Source organism: Pseudomonas sp. SAS7 (assembly GCF_052112345.1).
Lineage (GTDB): Bacteria > Pseudomonadota > Gammaproteobacteria > Pseudomonadales > Pseudomonadaceae > Aquipseudomonas > Aquipseudomonas putida_Q.
The window spans coordinates 739,562-753,180 of the sequence record NZ_JBEGGO010000001.1; the positions used below are offsets into that span (position 1 = coordinate 739,562).

A 13,619-nucleotide genomic window follows, 5' to 3' on the forward strand; every position below is an offset into this window, starting at 1 on the left:
ACGCCGGCCCTTGCAGGAGCGAACCGTGATCAGCTCATCGACCGTCGTCACCTCAGTGGTGGAAAAACTGCGCCAGGCCCTGGCCCGGGGCCAATGGCGCACCGGCGACATGCTGCCGGGCCAGCGTGAGCTGGCCGAACAGCTGGGCATCAGCCGCCCAAGCCTGCGCGAAGCGGTGACCGTACTGGAAACCCTGGGCCTGGTGCGCTCGCTGCCGGGCAAGGGCGTACTGGTGCTGGATGCCGACGCCGTTACCCTGGAACCAGGCATGGACACCAGCGCCGCGGCCAGCCTGGCCGATGTGCTGGAGCTGCGCTACACCCTCGAACCTTTCATCGTCGGGCTGGTGGCGCAGTCGGCCAACAGCCAGGACGTCGGCCAGTTGCGCCTCACCTTGATGGACATGCGTGAAGCGCTGGAGGCCGATGACAGCGAAGCCGGGGTAAAAGCCTACATCGCGTTCCATGAGGCGTTGTTCACCCTCACCACCAACCCGATCTTCCAGAGCGTGGTGCAGCAGACCGGCAATGCCTTGAAGCAAAGTGCCGACATGCTGCGCAATTCGCCGGAACACCTGGCCGCGCGGCTCAAGGAAAACGAAGCCGTGGTACGCGCCATTCGCGAACGCAACAGTGCCCAGGCCAGCGCCCAGATGCGCCAGCACATTCTGGCCGAAGGCCAGCGCATGGGCATCCCGTTGAACATCCCGGACGACCACCCGCGCCCATGACCCCAGGAGAGCGACCATGAACGCCGCCCCCCACCTGCCAGCCCTGCTGGCTGCTGGCGAAACCCGCCTGTCGGCCGAGCAGATCTACCCTCGGCTGTTCGACGCCATTCTCGAACAGCGCCTGCCACCGGGGGCCCTGTTGCCCGAGCAGGCGCTGGGCCATGCCTTTGGTGTCAGCCGCACCGTGATACGCCGTGTACTTGGGCGCCTGTCCGACCAGCAGGTGGTGGTGCAGCGCCCCAGCCACACCGCGCACCTGGCCGCACCCGACCCGGACCAGGCGCGCCAGGTGCTCAGTGCCCGGCGCCTGGCCGAAACCACGCTGATCACCCTGGCTGCCCAGCGCGCCCGGCCGGCGCAGGTGCGCCAGCTGCGGCAACTGGTGGACCGCGAACGCCAGCACCATGAAAGCGGCGAACGTTGCGCGGCGATCCGCCTGGGCGGCGAGTTTCACCTCAAGCTGGCGCAGGTGGCAGCCAATGCGCCACTGGCGCGGTTTCTCAATGGCCTGGTTCCCATGACCTCGCTGATCATCGCCCGCTACGAATCGCCGTGCTGCGACCACTGCGCCTGGCAGGAACATGCGGCGATCATCGATGCCGTGGAGCAAGGCGATGCCGAGGCGGCACTCGGGCTGATGCACAAGCACCTGGACCGCCTGGAAGAAAAGCTCGACCTGAAATAGCCGCCAATGCTGACGCGGTCCCTGTAGGAGCAGCCTTGTGCTGCGAAGAGGCCATTGCAGCCGGAGATAATCTTTAGCCTTGCCGGCCTCTTCGCAGCACAAGGCTGCTCCTACAGGGACCGCGATGGCCGGGCGATAGGCTGCACAGCAGCCCCAATAACCCGACCCTATACTGCAAGAACCACCCGAGCCTCTACCAGGGAGGCGGTTGCGTGAGCTCTCGAATCCCTCTGCTGCTGTGCCTTCTGCTGGCGCTCGCCGGTTGCGCAGGCAAGCGCCCGCCTGCCCCGCCACCCCCTGCGGTGCTCACGCCCGCCGCCTGGCAACGCATCGACCAGGAACTGATCGACGCCTCGGTCGGTGCAGCTGGCTCGGCCAATGACTATGCGCGGCGCTCCATGCGGGTGTGGCGGGAGCAGGTGCAACAGCGCACTGAAAGTGACTTCATCCCCTGGTTCACCGGCTACTGGACCCAGCAGTGGCTGACCCTCAAGGTGGCCTGGTACAAACTCGACAGTGGCAAAGGCCGGGAGCCTGTAGAAAAGCGCCTGGCCCTGTACCTGCAGGAGCAGTACCACGAGCGGGTGATCGAGCCGGTGGCCGAACAGATCAACCCCGAGGGCATCCGCGACCGCGCCTGCGAGCTGTACCTGCAACTGTTCGGCCAGCAGCTGCCAGCCATCATCAGCCGCTACAACGCGCCACCCGAGCAGCTCAGCCAGCGCCTCAACCGGATCCCCGCCATCGCCCTGGGGCCACCGGATGCCCGCAATGCCAGCCTGTATCAACTACTACGGGCCAAGCCCCTGGACCAGCAGCCGGCCTGGCAAGCCATGCGCCAGCACCTTCACCAACTGGCCAGCAAAGGCCCCGGCAGGACCGATGTCGGGCTGAATTCTGTGGCCACCCAGGCGAGCGACAAGCTCGGCGCTACCTTGGCCCCGCGCGGTATCGCCAGCGCCGTTGCATCGGCAGTCGGCAAAGTGGCAGGGGCGATGATTTCGATCGCTGCGGCCGGCTACGGCATGATGACCCATGACCGCGAACAGCCGCAGATGGTCGAGCAGTTGCGGGTGATCCTCAACGTGGCGCTGAACCAGGAATGGCAGGAGTTGATGGAGAACCGCCAGAGCGGGGCAATGGCGGGGGTGTACTACCTGTCGGGGCAAGTTGAGGACAGCTTGCTGGCCAGCATGCCGCGGCCAGTCGAGCAACCGGCGGAGCAGCAGGTGAAGCAGCAGCAAGAACCCTTGATCATCCGCCTGCCGCCTTAGGCGGTAGCCATGGCCGAGCTAGGCAACCCAAACACCCGGTCGAACGCCCAGTTGTAGGCAAAGGTATAGCACGGCACCAGAATGATGAACGCCATGTCCACCAGCAGCGCCTCCACCAGCGTCATGTCCAGCCACCAGGCAATCAGCGGGATCAGGTACACCACCAGGGTCAGCTGAAAACCGATGGCATGCGCCACTCGGCGCCCCACGCTGCGACCGCGCTTGGCCTGGCGGCTCTCCCAGTGTTCGAACAGGGTGTTGTAGACCAGGTTCCAGAGCATGGCGATGGTGGTGATCATGACCGCCAGTGGCCCGGTATGCGACGCCTGGGTGTCCGACAGGTAGGCCAGCCCGAGGGTCGACATGCACAGCCCGATCAGTTCATAGAAAGTCACGTAGACCAGTTTGCGTTTCAGTCCCTGCACCCGGGATTTCCTCCAATGACAAAAGCGATGGGCCGCAATCATGCTTCATCGTGCTTGACAGCAAAAGTCAGCAGCTGTCAGATCTACTGACAGGAGGCTGCCATGAACTTTTCCAGCGACAACATCCAGCTGTTTCTCGCCGTGCTCGACCGCGGCTCGTTTTCCGCCGCTGCACGCGCACTGCAGCGGGTGCCTTCGGCCGTGAGCATGGCCATCGGCAACCTTGAGGCCGAACTTGGCTACAGCCTGTTCGAACGTGGCTCGCGTGAAGTTCGCCCAACCGCACAAGCCCTGGCCCTGGAGCCACATGCCAGGCTGATTGCCGAACAACTGGGGCTGCTGCAGGTTCATGCCCTGGAGCTGTCCCAGGGTTTGGAGAGCAGCCTCAGCGTGGCCGTTGTGCCAGACATCGATCACCGCCCCTTGCTGGCGGCCATCGCCCGCCTGGGCGAGCGCCACCCGTTGCTGGATATCGCCCTGCTCAGCGCCCCGCATGAAGAAGCCCTGCACTTGCTGGACAGCGGGCGGGCCGACCTCTGTGTGGCCTTTGCCGGCCTGCAGGTCGATGGCCGCCGAGGCTTCCAGCACATCGGCATGGAGTCGTTGGTGGCCACCCTGTCGCCTAGCCACCCAGCCTTGCGCGCGGGGCGCATCCACTACCTCGAAGACCTGACCCGGGTGCGCCAGATTCTTGTACGCAGCCGCGACCTGCCACTGGCCGACCCGCGCCCGCTGATTGGTGCAACGCATTGGTCCACCGACAGCTTCGACCTGGCCTTGCAGATGGTCGAAGCCGGCCTGGGCTGGGGCGACCTGCCGCTGTCGCGGGTCGCGCCGCTACTGGCCAGCGGGCGCCTGGTACGCCTGGATTTTCGCAATACCCGCAACGAGTTGCAGCTGCCGGTACACATTTTTTGGCGCAAACAACAACCGCTGCAGCAGGCTGCACGGCTGTTGATCGAACAGCTGGCGAATCAGTGACTGCCGTCTGTCGAAACGCCACTAAGAAATTACTGTAAGTGCTTCAATCTTTTACCCCTTGGGCCGATATCCCGGTCGACAGGCCCCGCATCGCGTCATGAGCGTGCTGCGCCCTCCCCTCATTGGCTCAAGGTCTCGAAACATGAACCTGAAATTTCGCCACAAGATCCTGCTCAGCGCCTGCGGCGTCGTGGTCCTGGCATTTGCCCTGTTCACGCTCTACAACGACTACCTGCAACGCAACACTATCCGCCAGAACATCGAAGCCTCGGTGCAGCAGTCCGGTGCACTGACCGCCAGCAGCGTGCAAAACTGGATGAGCGGGCGCATCCTGGTGCTGGAAAACCTGGCCCAGGACATCGGCCAGCAAGGTGCCGGCGAGACCCTGGCCGGGCTGATCGAGCAGCCTTCCTACACGCGCAATTTCCTGTTTACCTACCTGGGCCAGGCCAACGGGGTGTTCACCCAGCGCCCCGACACCCAGATGCCTGCCGGTTACGACCCCCGCCAGCGCCCGTGGTATGGCGCCGCCGCCAACGCCGGGCAAACCGTGCTGACAGCCCCGTACCAGGGCGCCGTCGGTGGCCTGATGGTGACCATCGCCACCCCGGTGAAGAGCAAGAGCAATGGCGAACTGCTGGGTGTGGTCGGTGGTGACGTGACCCTCGACACCCTGGTCGAAATCATCAACTCGGTCGATTTCGGCGGCATCGGCCACGCCTTCCTGGCCGACGCCAACGGCCAGGTGATTGTCAGCCCAGACAAAGACCAGGTGATGAAGAACCTCAAGGACATCTACCCCGGCAGCAACCTGCGGGTTGCCGCCGGCATGCAGGATGTCACCCTGAACGGCCAGGACCGCATCATCTCCTTCGCCCCGGTCGCCGGGCTGCCGTCGGCGCAGTGGTACATCGGCCTGTCGATCGACAAAGACAAGGCTTACGCCGCGCTCAGCCAGTTCCGCACCTCGGCGATCATCGCCATGCTGATTGCCGTGGCGGCCATCGCCGGCCTGCTGGGCCTGCTGATCCCGGTGCTGATGAGCCCGCTGACCACCATGGGCCGCGCCATGCGCGACATCGCCGAGGGTGAAGGTGACCTTACCCGCCGCCTGACCGTGCAGAACAAGGACGAGTTCGGCGAGCTGGCCACCTCGTTCAACCGCTTTGTCGAGCGCATCCATGCCTCGATCAGCGAAGTGTCTTCGGCCACCCGCCTGGTGCATGACCTGTCAGAAAAAGTGGTCAACGCGTCCAACGCCTCGATCAGCGGTTCTGAAGAACAGAGCATGCGCACCAACAGCGTGGCCGCGGCCATCAACGAGCTGGGTGCCGCCACCCAGGAAATCGCCCGCAACGCCGCCGATGCCTCGCAGCATGCCAGCGGCGCCAGCGAGCAGGCCCACGGCGGCCGTGAAGTGGTCGAGGAAGCGATCAGCGCCATGACCGCCCTGTCGCAGCGCATCAGCGAATCCTGCGCGCAGATCGAAACGCTTAACGCCAGCACCGACGAAATCGGCAAGATCCTCGACGTGATCAAGGGCATCTCGCAGCAAACCAACCTGCTGGCCCTGAACGCCGCCATCGAGGCGGCCCGTGCCGGTGAAGCTGGCCGTGGCTTTGCCGTGGTGGCCGACGAAGTGCGCAACCTGGCGCACCGCACCCAGGAATCGGCGGAAGAGATCCACCGCATGATCACCAGCCTGCAAGTAGGCTCGCGCGAAGCGGTGCACACCATGAACACCAGCCAGGTTTCCAGCGAGCAGACCGTGCAGGTGGCCAACCAGGCCGGTGTGCGCCTGGCCAGCGTGACCCAGCGCATTGGCGAAATCGATGGCATGAACCAGTCGGTGGCTACCGCCACCGAAGAACAGACTGCCGTGGTCGAGAGCCTTAACCTGGACATTACCCAGATCAACGCCCTGAACCAGCAGGGTGTGGAAAACCTCAACGACACCCTGCGCCATTGCGACCAGTTGGCCCAGCAGGCCGGGCGCTTGAAGCAACTGGTGGGCAGCTTCAGGATTTAAACCGGAACGCACACCCCCTGTAGGAGCGGCCTTGTGTCGCGAAAGGGCCGCAGGGCGGCCCCGGCAATTTCTGCGGCGTAGCTGAAAATCTGGGGCCGCTGCGCGCCCCTTTCGCGACACAAGGCCGCTCCTACAGGGGATCGCGTCAACAGCAGATCATGCGTCAGCAATGACCGCCGCTTTCGCGGCCCTGCCCCGCCGCACCCAGGCCAGCAACACCGCCGCCATCAGCACGAACCCCAGGTAGCCAAAGAACGGGTACACCTCCCCCACCAGGCTGATGAACCCCACCAGGCTGCAACCAAACGCCACCACCCCGGTAACCACCGAGCCCCAGCGGAACTTCGCCGTGCCCGCCGGCAGCAGCCGCGAAAGAAACGAAAACATCGTACCCACCGCAGTGTTGACGATCATGCCGAAGATGATCAGGCACATCACCAGCCCCAGCAGCGGCGACACCTCGTTGGCAATCGACAGCATCGGCATGGGCAAATCGGCCACGCTGTCCAGGCGCGACAACAGCCCGGCACTCATCACCAGCATGAGGCCGCCTAACGCCGCGCCACCCAGCAGGCCACCCCACATTGCGGTTTTCTCGCCCTTGGCCGAACCGCCCAGAATGGCCAGGATCGGCGCGCCGGCCACGATGTTGTAAGACACATACAGGAACGCACCGAGCAGCCAGTGCCGGGTGCCGGCTTGTTGCTGGCTGGCCAGGTGATCCAGCGCGGCGAAGCTCTGCTCGCGGGTGAACACGGCGTACAACGCGATTGCCGACGCCACCAGGATCAACAGCGGGGTGATGGCGCCAATGGCCAGGATCACCTTGCGCACGTCCAGGCACACGATGCCCACCACCACCAGCGTTACCAGCACGCTGCCGGTCAGTGCAGGAATGCCGAACTGCTGCTCCAGCAGCGCACCACCGCCGGCCAGCATGACCACGGTGACGGCGAACATGAAAAAGGTGATCAGCCAGTCGACGAACAGGCCCAGGTGGCGGCCGCAGATGGCCTGGATCACATCCTTGTGCGAGGTGGCCTGCTGGCGGTTGCCCAACGCCGCCAGGGCCATGCCGAGGAAGGTGAACAGGGCGGCGCTGACCAGTGCGCCGACCAACCCCCACACGCCGAAGTCGACAAAGAACAACAACAGTTCCCGCCCTGAAGCGAACCCTGCCCCCACGATCACGCCGACAAATGCGCCGGCAATCTTCAGTTGCTCTTGCATGTGAACCTCTGGATTTATTGTTGTTGTATTAATGCCACCCCATATCTCTTGTAGGAGCAGCCTTGCGCTGCGAAGAGGCCGGTAAGGCGTTGCAAGCGCTTTGGCTTTACTGGCCTCTTCGCAGCGCAAGGCTGCTCCTACAGAAGCTTTGCGTTCGGTTACTCGTCGCCGATAAACGCCTGCACTTCAATCTCCACATCCACCCCCAGTGCCAAGGCCGAGGCCACGGTCGAACGCACCGGCAGCGCCGCGCCGAAGAACTCCTTGTAGACCTCGTTGAAACCGGCGAAATGGCTCATGTCCGACAGCCATACCGTGGCCTTTACCACTTGGTCGAAACGCGCGCCGCACGCTGCCAGGCTTTCGGCGATGCGCTCGCAGGCGGCGCGGGTCTGGGTCTGGATATCACCGCGCACCACTTCGCCGCTGGCACTCATCGGCACCTGGCCGGAGAGGAACAGGAAACCGCCCGCCTTCACCGCACGGGAAAACGGGAACGGCAGGCTGCTGGGGAAACGCTGGATGTCATTGCTCATGGGATGCTCCTTTCAGGGTTGCTGGAAACGGACCGGGGACAGGCGCTCGGGCGCCACGCCCTGGCTGACAAGACTAGGGCACAGGGGTTGGCCAAGCAGCAAGTCGGCGGCCAGGCGCGAGGCGCCGGCGGCCGACTGGATACCATAGCCACCTTGCGCCGCCAGCCAGAAAAACGCGGGTACGTGCGCATCGAAACCGATCACCAGGTCACCGTCGGCGACGAACGAGCGCAGCCCGGCCCAGGTGTGGCTGGGGCGGCGGATCGCCAAGGTGGTCATGGCTTCGATGTTGTAGATGCCCAAGGCGACGTCGAGCTCTTCGGGCGCGGCGTCCTGGGGTTCGACCGGGTCGGCATTGGCGGGCGACCCCAGCAACTGGCCGGCGTCGGGTTTGAAGTAGAAGCTTTCGTCGACGCCGATCACTGCCGGCCAGCGGGCGAAGTCCTGGTCTGCCGGGCCGGGAAAGGTGAACGCGCTGCGCCGGCAAGGTTGCAGGCCGATGCGCGCCACGCCGCACTGCTCGGCCACGCGGTCAGCCCAGGCGCCAGCAGCGTTCACCAACTGACGGGCCTGCACCCGGCTGCCGTCACCCAGCTCCACCTGCCACAGGCCGTCCAGGTACCAGGCCTGGATCAACTCGGCGTTGCAGCGCAGCTCTCCGCCGGCGGCGCGATAAGCGCGCAAGAAGCCTTGGTGCAAGGCGTGAACATCCAGGTCCATGGCACCCGGTTCAAGCACTGCGCCGGCCAGGATTTCGCCACGCAGGCTGGGCACCAGGGCCAGGGCGGCGTCACGGTCAAGCAGGCTGACTTCGGTGCCATTGGCCAGGTTCTGCATGTGGGTCTGCTCCAGCAGCTCGCGCTGCTCCACGCTGGCCACATACAGGCAGCCACGCGGTTCCAGCAGCGGATGCTCACAGAAGCCATGCGGCGGCGTTTCGTAAAAGGCCCGGCTGGCGCGCGTCAGTGCCTGGATCTGTGGGGTGCCGTAGGCCTCCATGAACATGGCCGCCGAACGCCCGGTGGAGTGGTAACCAGGCTGTGATTCGCGCTCCAGCACCAGCACCCGCTGCTCGCCAGCCAGGCGATAGGCCAACGACGCACCAGCAATGCCGGCACCGATGATCAGGGTGTCGTAGGTCGAGGTCATGCACGCTCCTGTCAGGCTTATTATCATTTATGAGAATTCTAATATATGAGAATTTAGAAATACGCAAGTGTCCAAGGTAAGATGCCCGACCAATGCCGTATGCCGAGAGCCCTGAATGCCCGCTGCCCTACCCCTGCTTGACCGCACTGTAGTCGGCCAGCGCCTGCGCCAGGTGCGCAAGGCGCGCCAGATGACCCTCAAGCAATTATCCGAAGCCAGTGGCGTGCCGGTGTCCACCCTGTCGAAGATGGAGCTGGCACAAGTCTCGGTCAGCTATGAGAAGCTGGCCGCCGCGGCCCGGGCGCTGAATGTCGACATTGCCCAGTTGTTCCGCGCCAGCGCTACAGTCAGCGCGCCGGTACCTGTGACGGTGGTGGTCGACTCGTTACCTGCGGCGGCGGGATACTCCACTGGCACCTACGACTACCACCCCATTGCCGGCGACTTCCCCGAGCGGCGCATGACCCCGGCCTATGCCCGCATCATCGCCCGCGAACGGGGCCAGTTCGACGACTTTATCCGCCACCCCGGGCAAGAGTTCGCCCTGGTGCTGAGCGGGCGCGTGCGCATCGAGTTCGAAACCGGTGAAGCCGTGAGCATCGGGCCGCAGGAAACCGCGTACTTCGACAGCCAGGTGGGGCACATCTACCTGTCGGAAAGTGAGGATGGCGGGGATGCGCATGTGATGGTGGTGATGACCGATCGCTGAATGCGACCGGTTATAACCTAATAACGAACAAGTCTATTTGGCTATAAAAAAATCTATATGCTGGCTGCATCCGATAACGGGCAAAGATGGGCAGTCGAGTAGCGTATGGATGTAGGTTCTTTCGGTTTCACCATTGCTGGCCTGGTCGTGGGTTTCATCGTCGGCATGACCGGCGTCGGTGGCGGCTCGCTGATGACCCCGATCCTGTTGTGGTTTGGCATCAACCCTGCGACGGCCGTCGGTACCGACCTGCTCTATGCGGCAATTACCAAAGCCAGTGGCGTCTGGGTACATGCGCGCCACAAGAACATCGACTGGAAGATCACCGGCCTGCTCAGCCTGGGCAGCGTGCCCGCCGCAGCGCTGACGCTGTGGTTCCTCAGCACCCTGCACACCGACACCTCGGCGCTCAACGCCATCATCAAGCAAGGCCTGGCGGTGGTATTGATCCTGACCGCGCTGGCCATCCTGTTCAAATCGCGCCTGCAGGCTTTCGCCAGCCGCCATGCCGGTGACCACTACCACCTCAGCGACCGTAGCCTGAACACCCTTACCGTGCTTACTGGCGTGGTACTTGGGGTAATGGTCACCCTCACCTCCATCGGTGCTGGCGCACTGGGTACGGTGGCGCTGTTCCTGCTGTACCCGTTTCTGGTTACGCGCCGCCTGGTCGGTACCGAAATCGCTCACGCCGTGCCGCTCACCCTGGTAGCAGGCCTGGGCCACGCCGGCATGGGCAACATGGACTGGTCGCTGCTGGGTTACCTGCTGCTGGGCTCGCTGCCGGGCATTTACCTGGGCAGCCACCTCACCGGGCGGATCTCCGACCGCGTACTGCGTCCGTGCCTGGCAGCGATGCTGCTGCTGATCGGCTACAAGCTGGCGTTCTGACCTTCAGCCCAGGCGCAGGCGCCACTGCCCGGTAAAGCTCAGCTCAAGGCGCGAAAGCGGCAGCACGTCGATACGCTGGCTGGCCTGCATCGGACACCCCAACACCTGTACCAGTACAGCGCGCATGACCATCGGGTGAGTCACTGCCAGCCACTCACCCGGCGTGTCGAAAGCCGCCAGCCAGGCGGCCACACGCTGGCATAGCGCAGCAAACGACTCCCCCCCATGCACCGCACTGGCCGGGTCCTGCAGCCAGTTTGCCAACGCCTGCGGTTGTTCGGTTTGCAACTGCTTCAACGGCAAACCCTGCCAACGCCCCAGGTCGCAATCGGCCAATGCCGGCTCGATCTGCGCCGGCCCCGACAACCACGCCGCCGTCTCGCAGGCTCGCCGCTCTGGCGCAGTCAGCACCTGCATGCCAGGCACGATGGCGTCGGGGTGTTGGGTCAACGGCAAGATGCCGTCATCTGCACGGTGCAAGCGCCCGGTCTTCTGGGCCTGGGTCAGGGCATGGCAGATCAGGGTCAGGCGGACGGCTTTCACCGGGGCTCTCTCGCAGCAGGCAGGGGCCCATGGTTTAGCATGCTGCGAGGCTTTTGGCTGCAACAATGTCGCCGGATTAACAAACGCGCATCCCTTGTAGGAGCGGCCTCGTGTCGCGAAAGGGCCGCAAAGCGGCCCCAGATTTTCGGCTTCGCAGCGGATATCGTCGGGGCCGCTTTGCGGCCCTTTCGCGGCACAAGGCCGCTCCTACACAGTCCGCGTTCAGTTCATAGATGGGTAACCACCTGCACCAAACCCCACACCGGCAGCCCCCCCACCAATCCCACCGCCAGCCGCGGCCAGTACGGCAGCAACATCACCAGCACCAACCCCGCCAGCGACAGCACGCCGAACCAGGCCACCGGCCCCATGGCCCAGCCCCAGGCCTGGGCGCACAGCGTCAGGCTCGCCAGCAACGCCAACCAACCGGCACTGCGCAGGCTGATACTCCACACGCGCGGGCAGGTGCGATTCCACACCTGTTTATAATGCCGCTCCAGCCCCTGGCACAGCCCGAGCATACCGGCATAAGCGAACAGCACTGCGCCTGCAATCCACATCATCATGCCTCGGCCTCCTGTTGGCGCCCTGCCCGGGCCTTCTGCTGCACCGGTTGTGCTTGCCGCACCCGCCAGGCCACCAGCCCAACCAACACGCCCAGCACCAGCGCACAGGCCGCTACCCCCAGGCGCATGGCGTCTTCGAGGCCGCCAAACGCACCCAGCCCGATGCACAGCAACCCCGTCAGCAACAGTTGCTCGGCCCATGCACGGCGTGCCGGCCTGATACCCGCATGCAACAGCGCCAGCAGCCATACACCAAAGAACGCACGTACTTCCCAGCTCTCCCGCTGTACCAGTTCCACCGGCAACAAGCGGCTGGCCCACAGCAGCCCGACGCACGCCAGCAGCAAACCGCTGATGAAGCCCACGTTGCATACCTCGGCCACCCGGTACCAGCGCCGTGCCGAAGCATCAGCAGTGGCGCTGGCATACTTGCGCCCGCGTTTCACGCAGAACAGCACCAGGCCGCTGGCGATCATCAGGCAGCTGACCAGCCCGCACACGAAGTACAGCCAACGCATCGGATAGCCGCCGAACTGGGCGAAGTGCAGGCCGACCATGACCCGCTGGGTCAAAGGCACCGCGCGCCATTCAGGCACGTCACTGAGAAGTCGCCCGCTGACGCCATCGAAGACCATGGCCTGCCCCTTGGCCAGCGCCATGCGATTGCCCAGTTCGGGGCGGATTTCGACGCGCGCCGCCGCCGTGTTCGGGTTGCGGATATTCAAGCCGCCAATCGGCCCCAGCCGCGCCTCGGCCTGGGCCAACAGCGGTGCTACATCCACCAGCGCGGCCGGCTGCCTGGCCAGGCCACGGGGCTGTTCCACGCGAGCATTGCCTTGGGCCTGGAAGTAGGCGCGGGCGTCGCCGGCAAAGAGCGCATCGACCCCGGCGGGGATGTAGATAAGCATGAAGATCACCAGGCCGGTGTAGGTGATCATCAGGTGGAACGGCAGCAACAACACCGCACTGGCGTTGTGGAAATCCAGCCACGAGCGCTGGCCCTTGTTAGGCCGGAAAGTGAAGAACTCCTTGAAGATCTTCTTGTGGATGACGATGCCGGTCACCAGTGCCGCAAGCATCACCAGCGCCAGCGCACCGACTACGAAAATACCCCAGTTGCGTGGCAGGTCGAGGGTGAAGTGAAAGCGGAAGAAGAAGTTGCCGCCGACACTGTCGCGCACCTCGATGGCCTCGCCGGTGCGCGGGTCGAGATGTACACCACCGCCGTGGCGGCGCTCGCCGGTAGAAACGCGCAGCCCTGGCGCGCGTTCGCTCGGCAGGCTGATACCCCAGTTGCCAGCCTTTGGTTCATGGGCCTGCAGGTAGTTGATAGCGCGCCGGGCAGCGTCGGCCTGGGACACCTGGGTGGCCGGGATTTCCGGCTGCATCCAGTGGTTGAGCTCCTTGTCGAACACCGCCAGGGTGCCGGTGACGAAGATGGCGAACAGCAGCCAGCCGAAGATCAGCCCGGCCCAGGTGTGCAGCCAGGCCATCGATTGGGTGAAGGTGTTCTTCATGCCAGCCGCTCCATTACCTGCGGCCAGAAGCCGATCAGGGCAAGGGGCACAGCCAGTGCCAGCGGCGCCCAGGCGCGCAGGGCATCACGGCAGGCGAAGGCCCAGAGGATGGCGACGGTGTAAAAAATGAACGCCGGCAGGGTCGCGACAATGACTGCATCGGCGGCAGATAGCGGCAGGATGCGCGCCAGGCAGGCGCTGGCGGCGTAGCTGAGGGCGTAGCCGCCGAGCAACGCGGCGGCGCTGCGGGAGAGTAGTTGTAGCCAGGCGGGGGCTTTGATCATCGGGGGCTCCGTTGCATAGCCAGGTAGGGCATCTGGGGCTGCTTTGCAGCCCGATCGCGACACAAGGCCG

Annotated in this window: 15 protein-coding genes; 7 read left to right on the forward strand and 8 right to left on the reverse strand. The window is 64.6% G+C overall.

Translation table 11 applies throughout. The features are described 5' to 3' along the window. Positions 1-25: 25 nt before the first annotated feature. From ABI582_RS03295 to ABI582_RS03305, 3 genes are all read left to right on the forward strand, one after another. Complete coding sequence (locus tag ABI582_RS03295; protein ID WP_442118386.1) at positions 26-730, forward strand: FadR/GntR family transcriptional regulator; 705 nt, start codon at positions 26-28, stop codon at positions 728-730. A gap of 16 nt (positions 731-746) precedes the next feature. After that, entirely contained in the window at positions 747-1,415 is a 669-nt protein-coding gene (locus ABI582_RS03300; RefSeq protein ID WP_197899306.1) for a GntR family transcriptional regulator, read from the forward strand. 212 nt (positions 1,416-1,627) lie between these two features. Beyond that, positions 1,628-2,689, forward strand: coding sequence for a hypothetical protein (locus tag ABI582_RS03305; RefSeq protein WP_442118387.1), 1,062 nt, complete (start codon positions 1,628-1,630; stop codon positions 2,687-2,689). Here ABI582_RS03305 and ABI582_RS03310 read toward each other — a convergent pair. Next, positions 2,686-3,114, reverse strand: coding sequence for a PACE efflux transporter (locus tag ABI582_RS03310; RefSeq protein ID WP_016500576.1), 429 nt, complete (start codon positions 3,112-3,114; stop codon positions 2,686-2,688). The genes ABI582_RS03305 and ABI582_RS03310 overlap by 4 nt on opposite strands. Before the next feature lie 102 nt (positions 3,115-3,216). Here ABI582_RS03310 and ABI582_RS03315 point away from each other — a divergent pair, with 102 nt between their 5' ends. Both ABI582_RS03315 and mcpA read left to right on the forward strand, forming a co-directional pair. Then, positions 3,217-4,095 carry a LysR family transcriptional regulator gene (locus ABI582_RS03315; RefSeq protein ID WP_442118388.1) on the forward strand — a complete coding sequence of 293 codons (879 nt, stop codon included), beginning with the start codon at positions 3,217-3,219 and terminating at the stop codon, positions 4,093-4,095. Between the two features lie 142 nt (positions 4,096-4,237). Further along, positions 4,238-6,124: a methyl-accepting chemotaxis protein McpA gene (gene mcpA, locus ABI582_RS03320; protein WP_442118389.1), complete on the forward strand. Its 1,887-nt coding sequence runs from the start codon at positions 4,238-4,240 to the stop codon at positions 6,122-6,124. A gap of 156 nt (positions 6,125-6,280) precedes the next feature. Here mcpA and ABI582_RS03325 read toward each other — a convergent pair whose 3' ends face one another. The 3 genes from ABI582_RS03325 to ABI582_RS03335 all read right to left on the reverse strand — a co-directional run bounded on the left by ABI582_RS03325 (position 6,281) and on the right by ABI582_RS03335 (position 9,039). Then, positions 6,281-7,354 carry a YkvI family membrane protein gene (locus ABI582_RS03325; RefSeq protein ID WP_442118390.1) on the reverse strand — a complete coding sequence of 358 codons (1,074 nt, stop codon included), beginning with the start codon at positions 7,352-7,354 and terminating at the stop codon, positions 6,281-6,283. A gap of 158 nt (positions 7,355-7,512) precedes the next feature. Continuing rightward, on the reverse strand, positions 7,513-7,890 hold the full coding sequence (locus ABI582_RS03330) for a RidA family protein (protein ID WP_028613452.1): 378 nt from the start codon (positions 7,888-7,890) through the stop codon (positions 7,513-7,515). A gap of 12 nt (positions 7,891-7,902) precedes the next feature. Next, positions 7,903-9,039 carry an NAD(P)/FAD-dependent oxidoreductase gene (locus tag ABI582_RS03335; RefSeq protein ID WP_442118391.1) on the reverse strand — a complete coding sequence of 379 codons (1,137 nt, stop codon included), beginning with the start codon at positions 9,037-9,039 and terminating at the stop codon, positions 7,903-7,905. 115 nt (positions 9,040-9,154) lie between these two features. Here ABI582_RS03335 and ABI582_RS03340 point away from each other — a divergent pair, with 115 nt between their 5' ends. Both ABI582_RS03340 and ABI582_RS03345 read left to right on the forward strand, forming a co-directional pair. Next, a complete protein-coding gene (locus ABI582_RS03340) occupies positions 9,155-9,748 on the forward strand; it encodes a helix-turn-helix domain-containing protein (protein WP_063423862.1) in 594 nt (197 codons plus the stop codon). 105 nt (positions 9,749-9,853) lie between these two features. Continuing rightward, complete coding sequence (locus ABI582_RS03345; protein WP_338746751.1) at positions 9,854-10,639, forward strand: sulfite exporter TauE/SafE family protein; 786 nt, start codon at positions 9,854-9,856, stop codon at positions 10,637-10,639. 3 nt (positions 10,640-10,642) lie between these two features. On the opposite strand, the gene ABI582_RS03350 is transcribed toward ABI582_RS03345, so the two are convergent. The 4 genes from ABI582_RS03350 to ABI582_RS03365 all read right to left on the reverse strand — a co-directional run bounded on the left by ABI582_RS03350 (position 10,643) and on the right by ABI582_RS03365 (position 13,549). After that, a complete protein-coding gene (locus ABI582_RS03350) occupies positions 10,643-11,182 on the reverse strand; it encodes a histidine phosphatase family protein (protein ID WP_442118392.1) in 540 nt (179 codons plus the stop codon). A 227-nt stretch (positions 11,183-11,409) separates the two neighbouring features. Then, positions 11,410-11,748: a DUF3325 domain-containing protein gene (locus tag ABI582_RS03355; protein ID WP_442118393.1), complete on the reverse strand. Its 339-nt coding sequence runs from the start codon at positions 11,746-11,748 to the stop codon at positions 11,410-11,412. Beyond that, entirely contained in the window at positions 11,745-13,265 is a 1,521-nt protein-coding gene (locus tag ABI582_RS03360) for a PepSY-associated TM helix domain-containing protein (RefSeq protein WP_442118394.1), read from the reverse strand. The genes ABI582_RS03355 and ABI582_RS03360 overlap by 4 nt, the downstream gene beginning before the upstream one ends. Then, positions 13,262-13,549 (reverse strand): iron transporter, encoded by a 288-nt coding sequence (locus tag ABI582_RS03365; protein WP_258656171.1) that lies wholly within the window; start codon positions 13,547-13,549, stop codon positions 13,262-13,264. Before ABI582_RS03365 ends, ABI582_RS03360 begins: the two co-directional genes overlap by 4 nt. Positions 13,550-13,619: the final 70 nt, after the last annotated feature.